This window comes from Aeromicrobium massiliense JC14 (assembly GCF_000312105.1).
Lineage (GTDB): Bacteria > Actinomycetota > Actinomycetes > Propionibacteriales > Nocardioidaceae > Aeromicrobium > Aeromicrobium massiliense.
Genome location: NZ_HE978637.1, coordinates 1,097,812 through 1,118,791 on the forward strand (window position 1 = coordinate 1,097,812; position 20,980 = coordinate 1,118,791).

Sequence of the window (20,980 nt, forward strand, 5' to 3'; positions counted from 1 at the left end):
CGGCCGGTTGGTGGGCACAGTCCAGCGGTGCAGACCTTCCTCCCCTACGCCGACTTCGACCGCTCGGCCCGCGCGTTGGACGACAAGCGGCTCGGGAAGCAGCGGGTGGAGACCGTCCAGGTCGTCCGCGCGCTGACCCGGACCGACTACGGGTGGAAGAACCACCCGGCCGTCCTCATGTGGAAGGGGTTCGAGGAGGCCCTCGGCCGGTACGGACTCACCTGTTGCGCCGCCTGGACGGACCTCGGGTTCGCCGACACCTGCGCCGCCACGATCGTCACGGACCTGCGGACGTACGGCATCGACACCGTCCGGACCCAGCCCGACCTCGCGGACGCGGGCGCGCTGCCTCCCTGGCTCGGGGACGAGGCGCTGCACCGCAGCCACCGGTCCGCGCTGGTCCGCAAGGACCCCGAGCACTACCGGCCACTGTTCCCGGACGTCCCGGACGACCTGGACTACGTCTGGCCGGTCCGGTCAGCGTCGGTCGTGGCCGCCGAGCGCCGCAAGGCCGAGCGCGCCGAGCGCCGGCGGCTCCGGGCCGAGGGCGACTAGGCAGAGGGACAACGGCGTTCAGCCGCAGCGGCTCCCGGGCGGCGCCCGGACCTTTGGTGGAGTCGCAGCGACGGTTCGATTTCGTCGCGCCGCACATCGGGTGGATTTCACGCTGACGCACGCCAGCGACGACCTCCCAAGCCAGAGACGCCGGTAAATGGTCTCAGGCAATCATGTGGCGAGTCGACGTCCAGTTGCGCAGGCCTAAAGGCGGGCATCGAGTACCACACAATGGCCGTGCGACCCTAAACATCCCGTTCCGAATCACTATCCTGCTCAAGGGCCGCCAACTCTCCTGGCACCTCGAAGACGTTGCGAAGCAAGGCAGTAGTGAAACGCAATGCCTGCCGCACTTCCTCTTCCGTCAACTCCGTGTCGGTGAAGTGAGCGCCTTGGTTGCCCACTGCACGCACATGATGCAGCACGGCGCCGAAGGACCTGGTCACGAGACCTTGCTCGATCATCGTTTCGATGCTCCTAACGAGGACACGCTCACGGATCTCGAAGTGTGCGGCGGCTCCTTCCAGGGTGCGTCGTAGCTGAACCGCAGCCGCGTCTGGCACACCGGCTTCCAGCACCCTTACAGCATCCAGGTAAAACCGAGCGATCTTCTCAGGCACATGCCGCACCTGGAGAGCGTCCCGACTGTCCTCGGGGATGGTCCGATACAGAGTCGGATCGTTGACGCCGCCGTGTCGGAGCGCGACGGCGCCCCCGCATCGAGGACATGCGACGAACGACCAGTAGAGAGGAGTGCTGGATGCTCTCTGCGCCGGAGTGTTGACGGCCAGCGGCGCCATCTGCGTGTTCCTGGTACCGCAATGCGGACAGTCGCGGAACAACCACGCCTCAAGAAACGACATGCAGCGAAGGTTAGGCGAACACCGCCCGTGGCCGGGACCTTTTCGGTTTACCAGCGCAGACTCAGGATCTCCCGAACCTCATGGGTGGCCCGTTGGTGGTTAGGTCGCGCGCCGACTCGAGCACCCACCAACGACGAAGGGCCTCTCACCGGTGGTGAGAGACCCTTCCGTTGTCGGGCTGACAGGATTTGAACCTGCGACCCCTTGACCCCCAGTCAAGTGCGCTACCAAGCTGCGCTACAGCCCGTGACAACGTCCAGAAGCCTACCGCACGCCCCCGGACGTCCTCGACGCGGGATGCCCTACCGCTTGCGGCTCTCCCGCGGACGCTGCTGGATGTGGATCGGCGAGCCGACGAAGCCGAACTCCTCGCGCAGGCGACGCTCCACGAAGCGCAGGTACGACGCCTCCAGCTTGCCGCGCGTGAACAGCACGAACGTCGGCGGCGCGGTCGACGCCTGCGTGCCGTAGATGATCTTCGCCTGCTTGCCGCCGCGGATCGGGTGCGGGTGCTCGGCGACCAGGCGGCCCAGGAACGCGTTCAGCTGGCCGGTCGGCACGCGCGTCTCCCAGCCCTCCAGCGCCGCGTCGAGCGCGCGGACGAGGCGGTCGACGTGCCAGCCGGTGCGGGCCGCGACGTTGATGCGCGGCGCCCACGGCACCTGCACGAGGTCGCGCTCGATCTCGCGGTCCAGGTAGTAGCGGCGCTCCTCGTCGACCAGGTCCCACTTGTTGAACGCCAGCACCAGCGCGCGTCCGGCCTCGCGGATCGTGTTGATGATGCGCAGGTCCTGCTCGGCCAGCGGCTCGCTCGCGTCCACGACCATGACCGCCACCTCGGCGCGGTCGATCGCGGTGTTGGTGCGCAGGCTCGCGTAGTACTCGTGGCCCGACGCCTCCTTGACCCGGCGGCGCACGCCGGCGGTGTCGATGAAGTGCCACTCGCGGCCACCGAGCTCGACGATCTCGTCGACCGGGTCGACGGTGGTGCCGGCGACGTCGGAGACGACGACGCGGTTCTCCCCCGCCAGCTTGTTCAGCAGGCTGGACTTGCCGACGTTCGGCTTGCCGACGATCGCGACACGGCGCGGGCCCTCGACCTTGTCGAAGTCCTCCGGCGGCGCGTCGGGCAGCGCGTCGAGCACGGCGTCGAGCAGGTCGCCCGAGCCGCGGCCGTGCAACGCCGACACCGGGTACGGCTGGCCGAGGCCGAGCGCCCACAGCGAGGACGACTCGTTCTCGGCCCGCTGGTCGTCCACCTTGTTGGCGGCGAGCAGCACGGGCTTCTTGGCCGCGCGCAGGATGCGGACGACGGCCTCGTCGGCGTCGGTGATGCCGACGTTCGCGTCGACGACGAACAGCACGGCGTCCGCGGCGGCGATGGCCAGCTCGGCCTGGGCGGCGATCAGCTCGGCCATGCCCTGGGCGTCGGGGTCCCAGCCGCCGGTGTCGACGACGGTGAACTCGCGTCCGTTCCAGGTCGCCTCGTAGGCCACCCGGTCACGGGTCACGCCGGGGACGTCCTCGACGACCGCCTCGCGCCGGCCGATGATGCGGTTGACCAGCGTGGACTTGCCGACGTTCGGCCGACCGATGACGGCGAGAACGGGCAGTTGGTCATACATGGGTGTCTCCTGGGGGCAGAGGTCCGGGCAGCGCGACCTCGCTGACCTCTGCGGACTTCTCGACGTGTACGCGCAGCTCCTGCTGGAGCCGCCCCGCAAGCGTACGCACCTCACCCCGAGCGCGCGGCCACGGGCGTCGCTCGACGGTGAACGGCGCGCCGTAGAACAGCTCGATGCGGGCGCCCTTCTCCGGCTTCGAGTCACCGGCCTGGCCCTCGAGCCGGGTGCCGAACAGCGCGACCGGGACGACCGGGGCACCGGTCACCAGCGCCAGGTACGCCATGCCGTCCTTGACGTGCGCGACGTCGCCGGCACCGCGCGTGCCCTCGGGGAACAGCGCCACCGCGTGCTGCGCCTCCAGCGCCGCGACCGCCTTGCGCACGGCGGCGGCGTCGTTCTCGTCGCGCCGGACGCTGATCTGCCCGGCCATGCGCAGCAGCGCGCCGCTGCGGCCCTCGAACTGCTCGGCCTTGACCAGCGCGTGCGCCGGACGCGGCGTGCAGGCGATGAGCAGCGGACCGTCCAGCCAGCCGGAGTGGTTCGCCGCGAAGATCACCGGACCGTCGGCCGGCACGTGCTCGGTGCCGTGCTGGTGCAGGTCGTAGCGCGAGCCCAGCCAGCGTCCGACCGTCGCGCGCAGCAGCTTCAGCCCGGCGTGGCCGGGCGCTTGGTACGTCTCCCCCGTGGCCGTCATCACGGCACCATGGCGACGACGCGGTCGACGACCTCGTCGAGGGTCAGGAACGTGCTGTCGACCTCGACCGCGCCGTCGGCCCGCACCAGCGGGGACGTCTCGCGGCTGGAGTCGATGCGGTCACGGGCCAGCAGCGACGCCTTCGTCGCCTCGGCGTCGGCGTGCCCCTCCTCGGCGGCCCGGCGAGCGGCGCGCGCGGCCGGGTCGGCGACGAGGTACACCTTCACCTGCGCGTCCGGCGCCACGGTGGACGCGATGTCGCGCCCCTCCACGACGATGCCCTCGGACGCGGCGATGATGCTGCGCTGCAGCCCGACCATGCGGGTGCGGACGTCGGCAACGGTGGCCACCGGGCTCACCGCGGCGTTGACCGCGTCGGAGCGGATCGGCTCGCTGACGTCCACGCCGTCGACGGAGATCGCCGGCTTGAGCGGGTCGGTGCCCGGCTCGATGCTGATCGTCGCCGCGACACGGGCCACGGCTGCGGGGTCGTGCGGGTCGGCCCCGGCCTCGAGCACCGCCCACGTCACGGCGCGGTACATCGCACCGGTGTCGAGGTAGTCCAGCCCGAGCCGCGCCGCCACGGCGCGCGACGTGCTGGACTTGCCGGACCCGGAGGGTCCGTCGAGGGCGATCACCAAGGTCATGCAGCAGCTTCCTATCGGTAGGCGGTCCAGCCGCGCTCGGAGAGCGCAGCGACCAGGACGTCGCCGAGGCCCGGCGCCACCGCGATCTCGGCGAGGCCCACGGGCCGTCCGAGGTCGTGGTCGAGCCGGAGGTCCTCGATGTTGACCCCTGATTGTCCCGTATCGGTCATGAGTCGCGACAGCTCGCCGGGCCGGTCGGCGACCTGCACCCGCACCACGTCCAGACGCGACGGCGCGTCGCCGTGCTTGCCCGGGATGAGCCGGGTGCCCTGCCGGCCGGACTCCAGCACGTCGCTCAGGGTCTCGCCGTCGGCGGCGTCCAGGGCCTTGATCACGCGGTCGAGGTCGACGCGGACGTCCTCGAGCACGGCCCGCACGTCGCGCGCGTTGTGGCTCAGGATGTCGATCCACAGCCGCATGTCGCTGCCCGCGATGCGGGTGACGTCGCGCAGGCCGGGACCCGACAGCGCGAGGTGGTTGTCGGGCGCGTGGTTCAGCCGGGCGGCGGTGAGGGTCGACATCACCTGCGGCACGTGCGAGACGACGGCGACGGCACGGTCGTGGGCCGAGGCTTCCATGATGATCGGCACCGCGCCGAGGTTGAGGGCGAGGTCGACCACGGCGTCGAGCGCCTGGGGCAGCGTCTGCGTGGTCGGTGTGACCGCCCACGGCCGGCCCTCGAACAGCTGGGCCGAGGCTGCGGTGGGGCCGCTGCGCTCGCTGCCGGCCATGGGGTGGCCGCCCGCGTAGCGCTCAGCGCCGGGCACGTCGGCCAGCGTCTGCTGCAGGAGCGACTTCACGCTCGTGACGTCGGTGACCAGCGCCTCGGGCCAGCGAGCCAGGGCGTCGATGACGACGCCGGGCGCGACCGCCGGCGGCACCGCGACCACGACGAGCGCCGGCACGACCGAGTCGTCCAGCGGCACGCCGGCACCGAGCGAGACGGCCTGCTCCAGGTGCGTCGCGGACGCGTCCTCCAGGACGACCTGGACGTCGCGGCCACGCAGGGCCAGCGCCACCGAGGTGCCGATGAGCCCGCACCCCACCACGAGGACCGGCTCGGGGATCGCTTGGCTCACCGGCGAGCCTCCGTCAGAAGAGCACCGTACGGACGCGCGCCGGTGAGGAGCCCGATGGTTCTCTCGCTGCGCTCGCTCACAGACCCACGCTATCGAAGAGCTGCCCGCGCTCCTCGTCGGTCAGGTCGCGCGTCGCGCCCGGCCGCAGCTGTCCCAGGCGCACCGGCCCGAAGGCGGTGCGGGTGAGCTCGCGCACCGGGTGGCCGACGGCGTCCAGCATCCGCCGGACGATCCGGTTGCGGCCGATGTGCACGTCGAGCTCGACCAGCGTGCGGTCGTCCTGGCGGTCGCGGACGGTGAAGCGGTCGGCCTTCGCCGGACCGTCCTCGAGCTCGATGCCGTCGACGAGCCGGCGCCCGGCGGCGTCCTTCATGCGTCCCTCGACCAGGGCCACGTACGTCTTGGTCACCTCGAACGACGGGTGGGCCAGGCGGTGCGCGGCCTCGCCGTCGTTGGTCAGCAGCAGCAGGCCGGACGTGTCGGTGTCGAGCCGGCCGACGTGGAACAGGCGCTCCTCGCGGCCCTTCAGCAGGCCGGTCAGGTCGGGGCGGCCGTGCTCGTCGGCCATCGTCGTCACGACGCCGCGCGGCTTGTTCATCACCAGGTACGTGTGCTCGGTGGGCGGCAGCAGCCGCTTGCCGTCGACCCGCACGATCGCGGTGGCCGGGTCGATGCGCGTGCCCATGAGCGTGACGATCTCGCCGTCGACCTCGACGCGGCCCTCGAGCATGAGCTCCTCGCACTTGCGCCGGCTCGCGACCCCGGACTGCGCCAGGTACTTCTGCAGCCGGACGCCCGTGGGCTCGTTCTCCTCGGTCACTGCTTCTCCCCCTCGGCGGCTTCGTCCAGGCCGGTGGCCGGCTCGGCGGGGGTCGCCGGCGCGGCGGGCGCGGCCATGGCGCTCAGCTCGTCCTCCATGTCGTCCATCTCGGGCAGGTACGGCGCCAGCTCGGGCAGCTCGTCGAGGCTGTCCAGTCCCATGCGCTCCAGGAAGTACGCCGACGTGCCGTACAGCACCGCGCCGGTCTCGGGGTCGTGGCCGACCTCCTCGACGAAGCCGCGGGTCACCAGGGTGCGCATGACGCCGTCGACGTTGACGCCGCGGATCGCCGAGACCCGCGAGCGGCTGACCGGCTGGCGGTAGGCCACGACGGCCATCGTCTCCAGCGCGGCCTGTGTGAGGCGGGCCTGCTGGCCGTCCAGCACGAACCGCTCGACGGCCGGTGCGAAGGCCTCGCGGGTGTAGAACCGCCAGCCGCCGGCGACGCGGCGCAGCTCGAAGCCGCGGCCCTGCTCGTCGTACTCGGCGGCGAGGCGGGCGAGCGCCTGCTCGACGTCCTTCGGCGGGTGGCCGACGGCCTGGGCCAGCGTCAGGTGGTCCAGCGCCTGGTCGGCGACCATGAGCACCGCCTCCAGGGCGGGCTCCAGGTCGAGCAGCCCGAGCTCGAGCTCGTCGGTGCCCTGCAGCGGCAGGGTCGCCTCGGCCGGCGGGGCCACGGTGTCGGGGGTGGGGTCGCTCATCGCTCTTCTCCGGTCGGGGCGCCGTCGGCGTCCTCGGGCAGCGGGTACGTGTCGCCGGGCTCCACCTCGGAGCCGGCCGGGACGTCGAACTCGTCGCCGACGTCGATGTCGCCCTCGTCCGAGCCGGTCCAGCGCAGGTGCAGGTCGCCCAGCGGCGTCGCCTGGTCGAACGACAGCGCGCCCTCGCGGAACAGCTCCAGGACGGCCAGGAAGCGCGCCACCCGCGTCAGCACGTCCGGCGCGTCGGCGACGAGCGCCCGGAACGTCGTCTGCTGCTCACGGCGCAGCCGGTCGACGAGCAGGTGGGCCTGCTCGCGGACGCTCACGCTCGGCGCGTGCAGGTGGGCCAGCGAGATGACCGGCGCCTGCTTGGGCTCCATGGCCCGCGCCGCGAGCCGGGCCAGGTCGTCCGGGCCGACGGTCAGCAGCACCTCGGGCAGCAGCGACGCGAACCGCGGCTCCAGGCCGACCGAGCGCGGGTAGCGGCGGCCCTGCGTGGCCAGCCGCTCGGCCATGACGCCGGCGACCTGCTTGAACGCGCGGTACTGCATGAGGCGGGCGAAGAGCAGGTCGCGCGCCTCGAGCAGCGCGAGGTCCTCCTCGTCGTCCACGTCGCCCTGCGGCAGCAGCCGCGCGGCCTTGAGGTCGAGCAGCGTGGCGGCGACGACGAGGAACTGGGTCGTCTCCTCCAGGTCGCCGTCCATCTGCTTGATGTAGGTGATGAACTCGCTCGTCACCGTGGCCAGCGACACCTCGGTGATGTCGAGCTTGTGCCGCGAGATGAGCTGCAGCAGCAGGTCGAAGGGTCCCTCGAACGAGTCCAGGACGACCGAGAACCCGGTGGCGGGCGCGGTCTCGTCGGCACCGGGCGCCTGCGTCGCGGGCCCGGCGGGGCTCATCGCTCGTCCAGCTCTCGGGCGACGTCGCTGGCCAGGCCGCGGGCGTCCAGGTCACGCAGCGCGACGGCGAGCGCGGCCCGCACGAGCCGGCCGCGGTCGACGGTGCGGCCCAGCTCCGAGCGCAGCCGCAGGCGCGCCTGCTCCACCTCCAGCAGCTCCGCGGAGGTGACGTAGACGGTCATCTTCTCGTCGTGCTTGACCCGGCCGCTGGTGCGCGCCGGCGTGGCCGGCTCCGGGGCGGGTGCGGGCTCGGCCGGTGCGTCCTCACGTGGCTTGGGCGTCGTCGGGCGGAAGAGCTCGTCGGCACCCGGCATGCTCACGCGGCGGGGCACCGGGCCAGCACCTCCCGGGCGAGCTGGCGGTAGGCGTCGGCGCCGGGCGACTTGGACGCGTACTCGGTGATCGGCTCGCCGGCGACGGTGGAGTCGGAGAACTTCACGGTGCGGCGGATGACGGTGTGGAAGACCGAGTCGCCCCAGCCCTGGACGAGCGTCTGCAGCACCTCGCGGCCGTGCAGCGTGCGGCCGTCGTACATCGTGCCGAGCAGGCCGATGATCTCCAGGTCCGGGTTGGTGCGCTCGCGGACCTTCTCGATCGTCTCCTTGAGCAGCGCCACGCCACGCAGCGCGAAGTACTCGCACTCCAGCGGGATGATGACGCCGTCGGACGCGGTCAGGGCGTTCACGGTCAGCAGGCCGAGCGACGGCTGGCAGTCGATGAGGATGACGTCGTACTCGTCGCGGGCGTCGCGCAGCACGCGCAGCAGCGCCTGCTCGCGGCCGACCTCGCTGACCAGGCGCATCTCGGCGGCCGACAGGTCGATGTTGGCCGGCACCAGGTCGAGGTTCGGCACGGTCGTCTTGAGCCGGACGTCCTCGAGCTTCACGTCGCGGTCCATGAGCGCGTGGTAGATGCTCAGGTCCAGCTCGTGGGCGTTGAAGCCCAGGCCGACGGTCATCGAGCCCTGCGGGTCGAAGTCGACCAGCAGCACCTTGCGTCCGTCCTCGACCAGCGCGGCACCCAGGTTGATGGTCGTCGTCGTCTTGCCGACGCCACCCTTCTGGTTGCACATCGCGATGATCGTCGCCTTGCCCGGCGTCGGAGGCGAGGGCTCCGGGAACGACGGCAGCGGCCGCCCGGTGGGTCCCAGCTCCTGAGTCATGCACGTCCTTCGGGTCGCGGGCGGAGGTTTCGCGTCACTCTACAACTCAGCGTCGCGCCCTTGGGTGAGCCGTCGCGTAAACCTCGCGGAGCCGGTCGACGGTCACCAAGGTGTAGATCTGCGTGGTCGTCACCGAGGCGTGCCCGAGCAGGTCCTGCACGACGCGGACGTCCGCTCCCCCGTCCAGCAGGTGGGTGGCGAACGAGTGGCGCAGCGTGTGCGGCGACACCTCGGCAGTGACGCCGGCGGCGCGCGCGGCGCGGCTCAGCACCGCCCATGCGCTCTGCCGCGACAGGCGACCGCCGCGCGCGTTGAGGAACACCGCCGGGGTGTGGGCACCGGCCCGCACCAGCGCCGGACGCGACGCGGTCAGGTAGTCGCCGAGCGCCGTGAGGGCGTACGAGCCGAGCGGGACGATGCGCTGCTTGCCGCCCTTGCCGCGCAGCAGCACCGAGCCGTCCTCGAGGTCGAGGTCGTCGACGTCGAGCCCGACCGCCTCGGAGATGCGCGCCCCCGTGCCGTAGAGCACCTCGAGCAGGGCACGGTCGCGCGCCGCGAGCACGGTGCCGGGAGCACCGGCCGCCTCGAGGATCGCCTCGACGTCCGACAGCGGCAGCGCCTTGGGCAGCCGCTTGATCGGCGCGGGCGGCTTGACCGCAGCGGTGACGTCGACGGGCACGACGCCCTCGCGCAGCAGGAACTTGTGGAACCCGCGGACGCCGACGATCGTCCGTGCGGTGCTCGCGGGGCCCAGGGCGGCGTGGTCCTCGTCGCCGGTGCGCAGGGCGGCCAGGAAGCCCAGCACGTGCGCCTCGGTGATGTCGGTGGGGTCGTCGACACCCTGGGCGTCCAGGTGGCCGGTGTACCGGCTCAGGTCACGCCGGTAGGAGGCGATCGTGTTGGCGGCGAGGCCGCGCTCCACCGACAGGTGGCTCAGGTAGTCCGCGACCGCGCGGGCCAGCGTGCTCACCGACGGTCCGTGCGCCCCAGGCCGCGCGCGTGCGCGGCCAGCACCCCCGCCACCGTCATCGAGTCACCGATGCGGCCGTCCAGGACGGCCTCGACGGCCTGCTCCAGCGGCACCCACAGCTGACGGATCTCGGCCTCCTCGGCCTCGCGCTCGAACCGGTCGGCCTCGGCGACGGGGGTGAGCCCGGTGGCGACGAAGACCTCCCAGCGCTCGCTGGAGTAGCCGGGCGTGGCGTACGGCGCGACCAGGCTCTCCCAGTGCTGGGCGAGCAGGTCGGCCTCCTCGTTCAGCTCGCGCCGGGCCGCGTCGACCGACGCCTCCCCGTCCACGTCCAGCGTGCCGGCGGGCAGCTCGAGCAGGCGTCCCTGCACCGCGTGCCGGTACTGCTCGACGAGCAGCACGCGGCCGTCGTCGTCGAGCGCCAGCACGCCGACGGCACCGTGCGGACGCACGACGGCCCGGGTGACCTCGTCGCCGTCGGGCGTCCGGACGGTGTCCAGGTGCAGCGACAGGTAGCCGCTCTCGTAGGCCGTCTCACTGGCGACCACCGGCCAGGACGCGGGCCGGTCGCGCAGCGTGTCGCCGTCGACGAGCTCGCCGGGCAGCGACGGGTGGGCGGTCATGCCTCGACGACGGTGTCGGCCTCGACCGGCAGCAGCAGCTCGCGCTGACGGGCGACGGCGGCACCGACCAGGCCGGCGAACAGCGGGTGCGGACGCGTCGGGCGCGAGCGCAGCTCGGGGTGGGCCTGCGTGGCGACGTAGTACGGGTGCACCTCGCGCGGCAGCTCGACGAACTCGACCAGGCCGAGCTCGGGGTTCACGCCGCTGAACACCAGACCGGCCTTCTCCAGCTGGTCGCGGTAGGCGTTGTTCACCTCGAAGCGGTGGCGGTGACGCTCCTCGATGTGGTCGGCGCCGTAGGCCTCGGCCACGATGCTGCCGGGCGTCAGGTCGGCCGGGTACAGGCCCAGGCGCATCGTGCCGCCCAGGTCGCCGGCGCCGTCGACGATGCTCTTCTGCTCGGCCATCGTGGCGATGACCGGCGAGGTCGTGGCGCCGTCGAACTCGGTCGAGCTGGCATCGGCGATGCCGGCCTCGACGCGGGCGTACTCGATGACCATGCACTGCAGGCCCAGGCACAGGCCGAGCGTCGGGATGCCGTTCTTGCGGGCGTAGGTGAGGGCGCCGATCTTGCCCTCGATGCCGCGGATGCCGAAGCCGCCGGGCACGCAGACCGCGTCCACGTCGCCCAGGTGCTGGGCGGCGCCGGCCGGGGTGGCGCACTCGTCGGAGGGCACCCAGCGCAGGTTCACGCGGGCCTCGTGGGCGAAGCCGCCGGCACGCAGCGCCTCGGAGACCGACAGGTAGGCGTCGGGCAGGTCGATGTACTTGCCGACGAGCGCGACCGTGACCTCCTCGGCCGGCTGGTGCACGCGGCGCAGCAGCTCGTCCCACTGCTTCCAGTCGACGTCGCGGAAGGGCAGGTCGAGGCGGCGGACGACGTAGGCGTCCAGGCCCTCGGCGTGCAGCACCTTCGGGATGTCGTAGATCGACGGCGCGTCGGCGCAGGTGATGACCGCCTCGGAGTCGACGTCGCACATGAGCGCGATCTTGTCCTTGACGCCGGGGGTCAGCGCGCGGTCCGAGCGGCACACGATGGCGTCGGGCTGGATGCCGATCGAGCGCAGCGCGGCCACCGAGTGCTGGGTGGGCTTGGTCTTGAGCTCCTTGGACGGGCCGATGTACGGCACCAGGGAGACGTGGATGAAGAACGCGTTGCCGCGGCCGACGTCGTGACGCACCTGGCGCGCGGACTCCAGGAACGGCTGGCTCTCGATGTCGCCGACCGTGCCGCCGATCTCGTGGATGACCACGTCGACGTCCGGGCCGCCCATGGCGAGCATCCGGTCCTTGATCTCGTTCGTGATGTGCGGGATGACCTGCACGGTGTCGCCCAGGTAGTCGCCGCGGCGCTCGCGGGCGATCACGTCGGAGTAGACCTGGCCGGTGGTGACGTTGGCGCGTCCGACGAGGTCCTCGTCCAGGAACCGCTCGTAGTGACCGATGTCCAGGTCGGTCTCGGCGCCGTCGTTGGTGACGAACACCTCTCCGTGCTGGAACGGGTTCATCGTGCCCGGGTCGACGTTCAGGTACGGGTCGAGCTTCTGCATCGTGACCCGCAGCCCGCGCGACTTCAGCAGCCGGCCGAGGCTGGAGGCGGTCAGGCCCTTGCCGAGGGACGAGGCAACGCCGCCCGTGACGAAGACGTGCTTGGTGGGCGTGTTGGTTGCCAAGGTGACTCCCGTGGTCGTGATGAGCGGATGATCAGGGCTCGTCGCGGGCTCACGCCTGCGTCTCCTCCACGGGACTCCAGCCTATCAACACCCCGGCCGTCGCCGGAAGCGACACGCTCAGGGACGCACCGCCGAGGCGTCGTCGCCCGTGCCGTAGCTGCCGGTGCGGCCCTCGAGCTCGCCGGCGGCCACCTCGACCGTGACGTACGCGCCGGCGGTGGCGTCGAGACCGTCGAACGTCGAGACCCCCTCGGCCTTGCCGGCGCGCCGCAGCTCGTGCAGCAGTCCCCCGTCGAAGCCGGCCGCCTCGGGAGCGGCCAGGACGACGCCCTTCGCGGCGGTGTCCCAGGCCTCGAGCAGCCCGCCGAGCACCTCGGCCCGGCCGCTCTCGTCGGCGTCCCGCTGCGGCCCGCCGACCAGGATGACGAGGTCGGCCCGGGTCTCGGGCTCCTGCACCTGGTCGACCAGTCCGGCGGTGGTGATGACGGTGCGGATCGTGCTCGCGGGCGCGTCGGCGGCGCCGGTGCCGGCGTAGGCGCGGGCCAGCACGGCGCCGACGCGCGTGTAGACCTCGTCGGACGCCGGGACGTCCTTGACGTCCTTGGCCGCCTCCTCGGCGACGCTCTCGGCGTACTGCCGCTCGGCGGGGTCGAGCAGCCGCTCGGTGAAGCCGATGCTGCCGGCGAAGGTGGCGCCGGCCGCGCGGAGCGCGTCGGCGAGCCGGTCGGTGTCGCCCTTGGCGGCACCGGGCAGGGTGACGACGAGCGCCGAGCGGCCCTCGAGCGTCCCGGCCACGAGCTTGGTGCCCGCCTCGCCGACGAACGCCGACTCGACGGGGTCGGTGTCGGGAGCGGGCTTGTCCTTCGTGTCGGTCTGGGACGCCGGACGGACGGTGTCGACCTCGTCCAGCGGGCCGACGCCGAGCGCGATGCCGGCACCCAGGCCGACCGCGGCGAGGGACCCGCCCACGACGGCGGTGCGCAGGCGGCTCATGCGAACCACCCCCGCACGTCGTCGGCGCGCGCCCCGATCCAGTCACCGAGGGCCTCGTACCAGTCCTGTCCGACCGGGGTGGTCGCGATGGCCGCCGCGACGGCGACGACCGCGACGACGACCAGGAGCACCAGCGGCCACGAGCTCACGCGCTGGCGGTAGAAGGCGCCGAGCGCCTTGGCGTCCACGACGCGCGAGCCGGCGCGGACGCGCGAGAGCAGCGTCGTGGCGGCCTCGCTGGGGCCGGGCTCGAGGACGGCGCGCAGGTCGGGCGCGGCCCCGGCGACGACGACGAGGCTCGCCTCGTTGGTGTCGGCCAGCAGGATCGCGAGGTCCTCGCTGGAGCCGACGCCGGGGAACAGGGTCGCGTCGACCGCGAGCCGCTCGAGCCGGTCCAGCGGCGGCAGCGCCGCGGTGGACGTGGTGACCACGACCTCCTGGGCCGAGGTCAGCGCGCGGTCGGACAGCTCGTCGAGCGGGCCGACGACGACCTCGGGCGTGTGCCCGGCCTCGAGCAGGGCGTCCGCACCGGCACCGGCGCCGACGAGCACCGGGCGGTAGGAACGGATGTAGCGGCGCAGCCCGTCCAGGTCGTCGGACCAGTCGTGCGCGCGGCTCACCACGAGGTACGGGCGGCCGCGGCGCGACAGGTCCAGGTACGGGATCGCGGAGCCGTCGAGCAGCAGCTCGTGCTCGCGCTGCAGGTGGTCGGCGGCGTTGGCCGAGAGCGCCGAGAGCTGGGTGCGCAGCGCCTGCTCGGCCGCGCCGTGGCGCTCGCGCAGGTCCTCGACGTGGAGCACCGTGCCGGAGGCGACCTGCTTGCTGCCCTTGTGCACGACGCCGTCGACGACGCGCACGGTGTCGCCGTTCTTGAGGTTCCAGCCGTCGGGTCCGACCGCGTCGACCAGCACGACGCCGGCGCGGGCCAGGACGAGTGGGCCGTTGTTCGGCAGGTGCTCGGAGACCGAGGGCGCCACGTTCACGACGACGGCGACACCGCGGTCGACGAGGTCCTCCGCGCGGCGGCGGTCCAGGTCGGGGTGCTCGATGACGACGACGTCGCCGGGACCCACCTTGTCGCTGAGCACACGGTGGTCGCGCTCGAGCCGGACCGTGCCGGTGACACCGCGGTCGGCCTCGGACGGCTCGGGCTCACGCACCCTCGGCGGGGTCGACGCGATGGTCGGCGTGGGACGGGCCGCCTCGGCCGTGGGGACGTCGCCGACCGTCTCGTCGGTGGCGGCGTCGGCCGGGGAAGCAGGCTCGTCGCGGGTCTCGTCGGCAGTCACGGTGAGGTCGTCGTCGGCCGTGGCCGGGACGTCGTCGGACTTGCGGTGGCGGATCTTCATCCCCGCCATCGTCGCACGCAGACCCCGTGATCCCGGGGCTTGCGCCGGGCGTGTCCGCTACTCGCGCGCCAGGTCGAGCAGCTCGCGGGCGTGCGCCTGGGCCGCGGCCGAGTCGTCCTGCCCGGCGAGCATCCGCGCCAGCTCGTCGACCCGCTGGTCGCCCTGCAGCACCACGACCGCGCTGCGGGTGACGACGCCGTCGTCGTCCTTCTGCACGTGGAAGTGGTGGTCGGCGAACGCCGCCACCTGCGGCAGGTGGGTCACGGCCAGCACCTGCGAGCGGCGGGCGAGCCGGGCCAGCCGGCGACCGACCTCGACCGCGGCGCGTCCGCCGATGCCGGCGTCGACCTCGTCGAAGACCAGCGTGGGCACGTCGCGGGCGTCGACCAGCACGACCTCCAGCGCGAGCATGAGCCGCGAGAGCTCGCCGCCGCTGGCGCCGCGGTGGAGCGGACGGGGCTCGGCACCGTTGTTGGCGGCGAACAGCATCTCGACCTGGTCGGCGCCGGTGGTGCCGAGCCGCCCGTCCGCGCGCGGGCGCACCTGCACCGTCAGGCGGGCGTGCGGCATGGCCAGCGCGGACAGCTCGTCCTGCACGCGCGCGGCCAGCTCGACGCCGGCCTGCTCGCGCACGGCGGTCATGCGGGCGGCGAGCTCGCGCGCCTGCTTCTCCAGCTCGCGCTGCTCGGTCTCGAGCCGGCCGACGACGCGCTCGTCGTCGAGCTCCTCGACGGCGGCGGCGGACTCCTCGCGCCAGGCCAGCACGTCGGCGAGCGTGGGGCCGTACTTGCGCAGCAGGGCGATGATCGCGGCGCGTCGCTCCTGCACCGTGGCCAGCCGGGCCGGGTCCATCTCGACCGACGAGGCGTACGAGCTCAGCTCGAGCCCGAGGTCGTCGAGCTCGATGGCCACCTCGCGCAGCCGTCCGGTGAGCGCGTCGAGCGCCGGGTCCTGGCCGGACGCCTCGTCGAGCGCCGCCTGGGCCCCGGCGACGAACGCCCGGGCTCCCCCATCCGGCTCGCCGACGAGCCCCTCGTGCGCGGTGAGCGCCGCGCGCACGAGCGACTCGGCGTGCGCCAGCCGGTTCTCCTCGGCCTGGAGCTGCTCGTCCTCGTCGGCCTGCGGCTCGACGGCGTCGATCTCGGCCAGGCCGAACCGGCGCAGGTCGAGCTCACGCGCCCGAGCCTGGGCGTCCTCGCGGATGCGGGTGAGCCGCTGGCTGACCTCGAGCAGACGGGCGTGCACCGGGCGGTACTCGTCCAGCAGCGTGCTCAGCGGTGCGCCGGCGAAGCCGTCGAGCGCGGCGCGCTGCTCGGCCGCCTGGAGAAGCCGGTGCTGGTCGGACTGGCCGTGGACGGCGACGAGCTCGTCGGTGACGGTGGTCAGCAGCGCGGCCGGGGCGGCCGCTCCCCCGACGTAGGCACGCGAGCGGCCCTGGGCCGAGAGCACGCGACCGAGCACGATCGTGCCGTCGTCGACTGACCCGCCGGCCTCCTCGACCTGCTCGCCGAGAGCGGACCCGTCCGGCAGCTCGACGGTGGCCTCGACGCGGGCCTGGCCGCTGCCGTGGCGCACGAGACCGGAGTCGGCCCGGGCACCACGGAGCAGGCCGAGCGCCGTGACGACCATGGTCTTGCCGGCACCGGTCTCACCGGTGATGACGGTGAAGCCCTCGCCCAGCTCGAGCTCAGCCTCGTCGATGACGCCGAGCGACGACAGGCGGATGTGCTGCCACATCAGTCACTCCCTCCCCGGCGCTGCTCTGCCGCACCGCGCCAGCCGGCGACCGGCAGGTCGAACTTGCGGACCAGCCGCTCGGCGAAGCTGGCGTGCCGCAGCCGGGCCAGGCGCACGGGCTGGCTCCCGCGGCGCACCACGACCCGCGCTCCCGGCGGGAGCTCGGCCGCGCGCCGGCCGTCGCACCAGAGCACGCCGGTGGCTGCGGTGCCGACGATCTCGATCGCGAGCACCGAGTCCGGCGAGACGACGAGCGGGCGGGCGAACAGCGCGTGCGCGCTGATCGGCACCATGAGCAGCGCCTCGACCTGCGGCCACACCACCGGGCCGCCGGCGCTGAAGTTGTAGGCGGTCGAGCCGGTGGGCGTCGCGCAGACGACGCCGTCGCACCCCCACCGCGAGACCGGCTGGTCGTCGATCGCGACCACCAGCTCGAGCATGCGCTCGCGCGAGGCCTTCTCGACCGTCGCCTCGTTGAGCGCCCAGTTGCGGGCCACGACCTGGCCGTCGACCTCCACCTCGACCTCGACGGTCAGACGCTCCTCGACCGCGTAGTCACGGGCGATGACGCGCTGCGTCACCGCGTGCACCTCCTCGACGTCGGCCTCGGCCAGGAACCCGACGTGGCCGAGGTTCACGCCCAGCACCGGGGTGCCGACGCCGTGGCACAGCTCGGCGGCACGCAGGATCGTGCCGTCGCCGCCCAGGACGACGGCCAGCTCGCAGCCCTCGGCCGCCTCGTGCCCCTCGGGCACGACGACGGCCTTGGGGATGTCCAGGTCGCGGGCGTCCGGCTCGACGAGACGGACGGTGATGCCGGCCTCGCACAGGTCGGCGGCGAAGTCGCTGGCCACGCGACGCGCGTCCTCGCGCCCGGCGTGCACCACCAGCAGGATGCTGCGGTCGGTCATGCGCGCTCCTTCAGCGGGCCGTCGGCGACGACGCGCTCGGCCTGCTCGTAGGTGGGCCGGCCCGCGTCGGTGCGCAGCCAGCAGAAGTACTCGACGTTGCCCGCGGGGCCGGGCAGCGGGCTCGGCGCCAGGTGACGCGTGCCCCAACCCAGCTCGAAGGCGGACTCGCACACCCGCTGGACGGCCTGGGCGTGCAGCACGGGGTCGCGCACGACGCCCTTCTTGCCCAGGTTCTCCTTGCCCACCTCGAACTGCGGCTTGATCATCAGCACCACGTCGCCCTCGGGACGACAGCACCGTGTGAGGGCCGGCATGACGATGGTGAGCGAGATGAACGACAGGTCCGAGACCACCAGGTCGACCTGGCCGCCCAGCACGTCGGGCTCCAGCGTGCGGACGTTGGTGCGGTCGTGCACGTGGACGCGCGGGTCGTTCTGCAGCGCCCAGACCAGCTGGCCGTAGCCGACGTCGACGGCGTGCACCGACTCCACGCCCTTGCTCAGCAGCACGTCGGTGAACCCACCGGTGGACGCACCGGCGTCCAGCGCGCGGCACCCGGACACGTCGAGGCCCAGCGGCTCGAACACCTCGAGCGCGCCGAGCAGCTTGTAGGCACCGCGCGACGCCCAGCTCGGGCCGGTGTCCTCGCGGACGACGATCGCCTGGTCGGTGGTGACGCCGGTGGCCGGCTTCGTGGCGACCGCTCCCCCGACGCTCACCAGCCCCTGCTCGACCAGCGTGCTGGCGTGCTCGCGGGAGCGGGCCAGCCCACGCCGCACCAGCTCGGCGTCCAGCCGCAGCCGGCGGCTCACGCGCGGGCTCCGGGAAGACGGACGCTCATGCGTCGTGCGCGCCGGCCAGGACCTCGCGCATGGCGTGGTGGATCTCGTCGAAGATCGGCGGGTGCTGGTCGACCGGACGCTCGTCGAGCGCGTCCAGGCCACGCACGGCGGCGTCCAGGCGCGCGAGCCCGGTCTCGTGGTCAGCACTCATGGCGCCATCATCCCATCGAGGCGCACGCGTCGACCGGAACCGTCGCGACACGCCCAAGCCAGGGCCACCGCGGCGCGCAGCCGGTGCAGCTCGTCGTCGCCACGCACCTGCACCCGGTCGCCGTCGAGCCGCGCCTCGGCCGAGCCGCAGCGAGCCAGGTCGCCGTCGATCGTCACCTCGGGGTGCGGGACGAGCAGCCCGCGCAGGTCGGGCGCGACGAACGACGGCCGCAGGACACCCTCGGCATCGGCGAGCATCTGCGGGTCGCTGAGCCCGGTGAGGACGGCCAGGCTCGGCACGCCCACGTTGGCCGCGCCGAGGATGTCGGTGTCGAGCCGGTCGCCGACCATGAGCGGCGTCGAGCCCTCGCACCGCGCGATGGTCGAGCGCAGCAACGGCGGCTCGGGCTTGCCCGCCACGGTCGGGTCGACGCCGGTGACGGTGCTGACCAGGCCGACGAGCGACCCGTTGCCCGGCGCCACGCCCCGAGCGGTCGGGACGGTGAGGTCGAGGTTGCTCGCGTAGAACCGGGCGCCGGCGGTGACCGCGTACGTGGCCTCGGCCAGGTCGCGCCAGGCGACGTCGGGATGGAAGCCCTGGACGACCGCGACGGGGTCGTCGTCGGCCGAACGCACCGCCTGCAGGCCCGCCTCGGCGAGCGGCTCGAGGAGGCCCGGTCCGCCGACGACGAGCACGCGGGCACCGTGCGGCAGGTCGGCGGCCATGAGGTCGACGACGGCCTGGGCGGCGGTCACGACGTCGGCCGGTCCCACCTCGGGCACGCCGAGGTCGGTCAGGTGCTCCGCGGCGGTCGCTGCGGTGCGCGACGCGTTGTTCGTGACGTAGGCCAGCCGGGTGCCTCCGGAGCGAGCCTGCTCGAGCGCCGCGACGGCATGAGGGACAGGTTCGGCCCCGCGGTAGACCACGCCGTCGAGGTCGAGCATCACGAGGTCGTGCTGCTCGACGAGCGGCACCGGGCAGCTGGACAACGTCACGCGCTCGATCGTACCGACGGGTCGGCGACCGGCTCGACGAGCGCCGCATCGACGCTGACCCAGCTCGCCGGGGCGCCGCCCGACCGGCTGAACCGGCGGCGCAGCTCGCCGCTGACGCGCAGGGTGGCTCCGGGCTCCAGCTTCAGGACGCGGCGGCGGAGCTTCGCCGGCCAGACGCTGCACTCGAACGTGTCGACGGTCTGCTTGGAGCGCCGTCGAGCTGCGGAAGAACGCGGCACGACGAGCCGGAACGAGACCAGCTCGTCCCCGCTCGGGAGCGTGAGGGCGGAGGGTGCCGCACTGAGGCGGCCGACGAGAGTGACGGTGTTGGTGTCCATGCCGTCACCCTCGTCGGCCGGGCCGACGGCTCCTTCGCCGCCGCCGATCGCCTGTGGACGGACCGGTCAGTCGTCCTTGTCGGTGGACAACGCGGCCAGACGCTCCTCGGCGTCGGTCTCCTTGTTGCCGTCGACCGCGACCGTGCGGTGGAACCACTCGATGGCGTCCTCGGTGCGGCCCAGCGCCAGCAGGGTGTCGGCGTAGGCGTACCGCAGGCGCGCCACCCAGGTCGACCGCGAGCGGCTGCTGAGCGGCTCGACCTCGAGCACGCGCAGCGCGGCCTCCGGCTGTCCCATGTCGCGACGGGCACCGGCCACGACGATCGCGAGCTCAACCGAGCCCGCCTCGTCCAGCTGCTTGCGGACCTCGGGCGCGTCCATCTTGACCGCCTTCTCCGGGCGGCCGAGGGCGCGCTCGCAGTCGGCCATCATCGGCGTGTAGTACAGCTGGCCGTTCATGCGCTTCGCGGCACGGAACTCGCCGAGCGCCTCGGAGAACTTGCCGGCGGCGTAGGCGACCTCGCCCACGGCCTCACGCACGAGAGCCACACGCTGCGCGCGAGCCCGCGCGGCCAGCGCGTGCTGATAGGCCGTCTCCGGGTCCTCGTCGACCAGCAGTCCGGCCATCACCAGGTGACGGGCGACGCGGTCGGCGAGCTTCTCGGGCAGTCCCTGGAGCGCACGCATCGCGTGCTTGTCCAGCTCGGCCGCGGTGACGTCCTCGGGGATCGGCGGGCCGTCGTACACCTTCTGGTCGGTGCTGCGGTCCTCGCGGTCGCGACCGCGGTCGGGGCGGCCACCGCGCTGCGGCGGACGTCCGTCGCGCGACGCGGGTCCTCCACGACGGTCGTCACGACGGTCGTCGCGGCCACGTCCCGATCCGCCGGAGCCGCCACGGCCCGCGGGAGCGCCGTCGCGACGAGGCTTGCCGTCACCCGAACGGCCTCCGCCGGCGGGACGTCCGCCACTGCTGGGGCGGCCGCCGCTCGGCTTGCCGCCGCCCGATCCGGGCTTGCCGCCACCGGGCTTGCCGTTGCGGCGCGGTCCGCCCGAGCTGCCACCGCGAGGGGTGCGTCCGTCAGCCATGAGTCAGGTCCTTCGTTCTCGAGTTCGTGAAGTTCAGCGTAAATGGCTGCGAGGCCGCCCCCTGGTGTGGGGGCGGCCTCGCGCTCTAAAGGTTGTCCGGCGACGTCCTACTCTCCCACCCCCTCCCGGGGGCAGTACCATCGGCGCTGAGAGGCTTAACTTCCGGGTTCGGAATGTTACCGGGTGTTTCCCTCTCGCCATGGTCGCCGAAACTCTATGGAGATATCAAAACCAGTCACCATCCCACACCGGCCCCAGGGGGGGGCG

At 73.0% G+C, this 20,980-nt stretch carries 23 protein-coding genes, 1 tRNA gene and 1 rRNA gene; 1 reads left to right on the forward strand and 24 read right to left on the reverse strand.

Annotated elements, in window-relative coordinates; genetic code table 11:
- Nucleotides 1-27 precede the first annotated feature (27 nt).
- Nucleotides 28-555, forward strand: coding sequence for an MSMEG_6728 family protein (locus HGAM_RS19230; protein ID WP_019145863.1), 528 nt, complete (start codon nucleotides 28-30; stop codon nucleotides 553-555).
- 245 nt (nucleotides 556-800) lie between these two features.
- On the opposite strand, the gene HGAM_RS20145 is transcribed toward HGAM_RS19230, so the two are convergent.
- The 24 genes from HGAM_RS20145 to rrf form a co-directional block, all read right to left on the reverse strand.
- Nucleotides 801-1,418 carry a DUF4145 domain-containing protein gene (locus tag HGAM_RS20145; protein WP_081591937.1) on the reverse strand — a complete coding sequence of 206 codons (618 nt, stop codon included), beginning with the start codon at nucleotides 1,416-1,418 and terminating at the stop codon, nucleotides 801-803.
- A gap of 173 nt (nucleotides 1,419-1,591) precedes the next feature.
- Nucleotides 1,592-1,665, reverse strand: a tRNA-Pro gene (locus tag HGAM_RS12615).
- Between the two features lie 55 nt (nucleotides 1,666-1,720).
- Nucleotides 1,721-3,043 carry a ribosome biogenesis GTPase Der gene (der, locus tag HGAM_RS12620; RefSeq protein ID WP_019145865.1) on the reverse strand — a complete coding sequence of 441 codons (1,323 nt, stop codon included), beginning with the start codon at nucleotides 3,041-3,043 and terminating at the stop codon, nucleotides 1,721-1,723.
- Nucleotides 3,036-3,737 (reverse strand): lysophospholipid acyltransferase family protein, encoded by a 702-nt coding sequence (locus tag HGAM_RS19235; protein ID WP_019145866.1) that lies wholly within the window; start codon nucleotides 3,735-3,737, stop codon nucleotides 3,036-3,038. Before HGAM_RS19235 ends, der begins: the two co-directional genes overlap by 8 nt.
- Nucleotides 3,737-4,384 (reverse strand): (d)CMP kinase, encoded by a 648-nt coding sequence (gene cmk / locus HGAM_RS12630; RefSeq protein ID WP_019145867.1) that lies wholly within the window; start codon nucleotides 4,382-4,384, stop codon nucleotides 3,737-3,739. Before cmk ends, HGAM_RS19235 begins: the two co-directional genes overlap by 1 nt.
- Before the next feature lie 11 nt (nucleotides 4,385-4,395).
- On the reverse strand, nucleotides 4,396-5,463 hold the full coding sequence (locus HGAM_RS12635; RefSeq protein WP_019145868.1) for a prephenate dehydrogenase: 1,068 nt from the start codon (nucleotides 5,461-5,463) through the stop codon (nucleotides 4,396-4,398).
- Nucleotides 5,464-5,539: 76 nt separating this feature from the next.
- Entirely contained in the window at nucleotides 5,540-6,283 is a 744-nt protein-coding gene (locus HGAM_RS12640) for a pseudouridine synthase (protein WP_019145869.1), read from the reverse strand.
- Nucleotides 6,280-6,984 (reverse strand): SMC-Scp complex subunit ScpB, encoded by a 705-nt coding sequence (gene scpB / locus HGAM_RS19240; RefSeq protein WP_019145870.1) that lies wholly within the window; start codon nucleotides 6,982-6,984, stop codon nucleotides 6,280-6,282. Before scpB ends, HGAM_RS12640 begins: the two co-directional genes overlap by 4 nt.
- Nucleotides 6,981-7,883, reverse strand: coding sequence for a segregation and condensation protein A (locus tag HGAM_RS19245; protein ID WP_019145871.1), 903 nt, complete (start codon nucleotides 7,881-7,883; stop codon nucleotides 6,981-6,983). The genes scpB and HGAM_RS19245 overlap by 4 nt, the downstream gene beginning before the upstream one ends.
- A complete protein-coding gene (locus HGAM_RS12655; protein WP_019145872.1) occupies nucleotides 7,880-8,215 on the reverse strand; it encodes a hypothetical protein in 336 nt (111 codons plus the stop codon). The genes HGAM_RS19245 and HGAM_RS12655 overlap by 4 nt, the downstream gene beginning before the upstream one ends.
- A complete protein-coding gene (locus tag HGAM_RS12660) occupies nucleotides 8,200-9,045 on the reverse strand; it encodes a ParA family protein (RefSeq protein WP_019145873.1) in 846 nt (281 codons plus the stop codon). The genes HGAM_RS12655 and HGAM_RS12660 overlap by 16 nt, the downstream gene beginning before the upstream one ends.
- 46 nt (nucleotides 9,046-9,091) lie before the next feature.
- Nucleotides 9,092-10,015 carry a site-specific tyrosine recombinase XerD gene (xerD, locus tag HGAM_RS12665; protein WP_019145874.1) on the reverse strand — a complete coding sequence of 308 codons (924 nt, stop codon included), beginning with the start codon at nucleotides 10,013-10,015 and terminating at the stop codon, nucleotides 9,092-9,094.
- Nucleotides 10,012-10,638, reverse strand: coding sequence for an NUDIX domain-containing protein (locus HGAM_RS12670; protein ID WP_019145875.1), 627 nt, complete (start codon nucleotides 10,636-10,638; stop codon nucleotides 10,012-10,014). The genes xerD and HGAM_RS12670 overlap by 4 nt, the downstream gene beginning before the upstream one ends.
- Entirely contained in the window at nucleotides 10,635-12,311 is a 1,677-nt protein-coding gene (locus HGAM_RS12675; RefSeq protein WP_019145876.1) for a CTP synthase, read from the reverse strand. Before HGAM_RS12675 ends, HGAM_RS12670 begins: the two co-directional genes overlap by 4 nt.
- 117 nt (nucleotides 12,312-12,428) lie before the next feature.
- On the reverse strand, nucleotides 12,429-13,304 hold the full coding sequence (locus HGAM_RS12680; protein ID WP_019145877.1) for a copper transporter: 876 nt from the start codon (nucleotides 13,302-13,304) through the stop codon (nucleotides 12,429-12,431).
- A complete protein-coding gene (gene steA / locus HGAM_RS12685; protein WP_019145878.1) occupies nucleotides 13,301-14,653 on the reverse strand; it encodes a putative cytokinetic ring protein SteA in 1,353 nt (450 codons plus the stop codon). The genes HGAM_RS12680 and steA overlap by 4 nt, the downstream gene beginning before the upstream one ends.
- A 57-nt stretch (nucleotides 14,654-14,710) precedes the next feature.
- On the reverse strand, nucleotides 14,711-16,390 hold the full coding sequence (gene recN / locus HGAM_RS12690) for a DNA repair protein RecN (RefSeq protein ID WP_019145879.1): 1,680 nt from the start codon (nucleotides 16,388-16,390) through the stop codon (nucleotides 14,711-14,713).
- Nucleotides 16,390-17,301: an NAD kinase gene (locus HGAM_RS12695; protein WP_019145880.1), complete on the reverse strand. Its 912-nt coding sequence runs from the start codon at nucleotides 17,299-17,301 to the stop codon at nucleotides 16,390-16,392. The genes recN and HGAM_RS12695 overlap by 1 nt, the downstream gene beginning before the upstream one ends.
- Nucleotides 17,298-18,113, reverse strand: a complete 816-nt coding sequence (locus tag HGAM_RS12700) for a TlyA family RNA methyltransferase (protein ID WP_019145881.1) — start codon at nucleotides 18,111-18,113, stop codon at nucleotides 17,298-17,300. Before HGAM_RS12700 ends, HGAM_RS12695 begins: the two co-directional genes overlap by 4 nt.
- Nucleotides 18,114-18,138: 25 nt before the next feature.
- A complete protein-coding gene (locus tag HGAM_RS20415) occupies nucleotides 18,139-18,294 on the reverse strand; it encodes a hypothetical protein (RefSeq protein WP_019145882.1) in 156 nt (51 codons plus the stop codon).
- Nucleotides 18,291-19,289: an HAD-IIA family hydrolase gene (locus tag HGAM_RS19250; protein ID WP_019145883.1), complete on the reverse strand. Its 999-nt coding sequence runs from the start codon at nucleotides 19,287-19,289 to the stop codon at nucleotides 18,291-18,293. The genes HGAM_RS20415 and HGAM_RS19250 overlap by 4 nt, the downstream gene beginning before the upstream one ends.
- Nucleotides 19,286-19,627, reverse strand: a complete 342-nt coding sequence (locus HGAM_RS19255) for a single-stranded DNA-binding protein (protein WP_019145884.1) — start codon at nucleotides 19,625-19,627, stop codon at nucleotides 19,286-19,288. Before HGAM_RS19255 ends, HGAM_RS19250 begins: the two co-directional genes overlap by 4 nt.
- A gap of 66 nt (nucleotides 19,628-19,693) precedes the next feature.
- Nucleotides 19,694-20,713, reverse strand: a complete 1,020-nt coding sequence (locus HGAM_RS12720; RefSeq protein ID WP_019145885.1) for a tetratricopeptide repeat protein — start codon at nucleotides 20,711-20,713, stop codon at nucleotides 19,694-19,696.
- A 94-nt stretch (nucleotides 20,714-20,807) separates the two neighbouring features.
- Nucleotides 20,808-20,924, reverse strand: a 5S ribosomal RNA gene (gene rrf, locus HGAM_RS12725).
- Between the last annotated feature and the right edge of the window lie 56 nt (nucleotides 20,925-20,980).

What these genes read in the sequence shown, in the direction of transcription:
- HGAM_RS20145 (WP_081591937.1), bottom strand. Translation starts at nt 1,418, where the DNA reads ATGTCGTTTCTTGAGGCGTGGTTGTTCCGCGACTGTCCGCATTGCGGT.
- der (WP_019145865.1), bottom strand. Translation starts at nt 3,043, where the DNA reads ATGTATGACCAACTGCCCGTTCTCGCCGTCATCGGTCGGCCGAACGTC.
- HGAM_RS19235 (WP_019145866.1), bottom strand. Translation starts at nt 3,737, where the DNA reads ATGACGGCCACGGGGGAGACGTACCAAGCGCCCGGCCACGCCGGGCTG.
- cmk (WP_019145867.1), bottom strand. Translation starts at nt 4,384, where the DNA reads ATGACCTTGGTGATCGCCCTCGACGGACCCTCCGGGTCCGGCAAGTCC.
- scpB (WP_019145870.1), bottom strand. Translation starts at nt 6,984, where the DNA reads ATGAGCGACCCCACCCCCGACACCGTGGCCCCGCCGGCCGAGGCGACC.
- HGAM_RS19245 (WP_019145871.1), bottom strand. Translation starts at nt 7,883, where the DNA reads ATGAGCCCCGCCGGGCCCGCGACGCAGGCGCCCGGTGCCGACGAGACC.
- HGAM_RS12660 (WP_019145873.1), bottom strand. Translation starts at nt 9,045, where the DNA reads ATGACTCAGGAGCTGGGACCCACCGGGCGGCCGCTGCCGTCGTTCCCG.
- HGAM_RS12670 (WP_019145875.1), bottom strand. Translation starts at nt 10,638, where the DNA reads ATGACCGCCCACCCGTCGCTGCCCGGCGAGCTCGTCGACGGCGACACG.
- HGAM_RS12680 (WP_019145877.1), bottom strand. Translation starts at nt 13,304, where the DNA reads ATGAGCCGCCTGCGCACCGCCGTCGTGGGCGGGTCCCTCGCCGCGGTC.
- steA (WP_019145878.1), bottom strand. Translation starts at nt 14,653, where the DNA reads ATGAAGATCCGCCACCGCAAGTCCGACGACGTCCCGGCCACGGCCGAC.
- recN (WP_019145879.1), bottom strand. Translation starts at nt 16,390, where the DNA reads ATGTGGCAGCACATCCGCCTGTCGTCGCTCGGCGTCATCGACGAGGCT.
- HGAM_RS12695 (WP_019145880.1), bottom strand. Translation starts at nt 17,301, where the DNA reads ATGACCGACCGCAGCATCCTGCTGGTGGTGCACGCCGGGCGCGAGGAC.
- HGAM_RS20415 (WP_019145882.1), bottom strand. Translation starts at nt 18,294, where the DNA reads ATGAGTGCTGACCACGAGACCGGGCTCGCGCGCCTGGACGCCGCCGTG.
- HGAM_RS19255 (WP_019145884.1), bottom strand. Translation starts at nt 19,627, where the DNA reads ATGGACACCAACACCGTCACTCTCGTCGGCCGCCTCAGTGCGGCACCC.
- HGAM_RS12720 (WP_019145885.1), bottom strand. Translation starts at nt 20,713, where the DNA reads ATGGCTGACGGACGCACCCCTCGCGGTGGCAGCTCGGGCGGACCGCGC.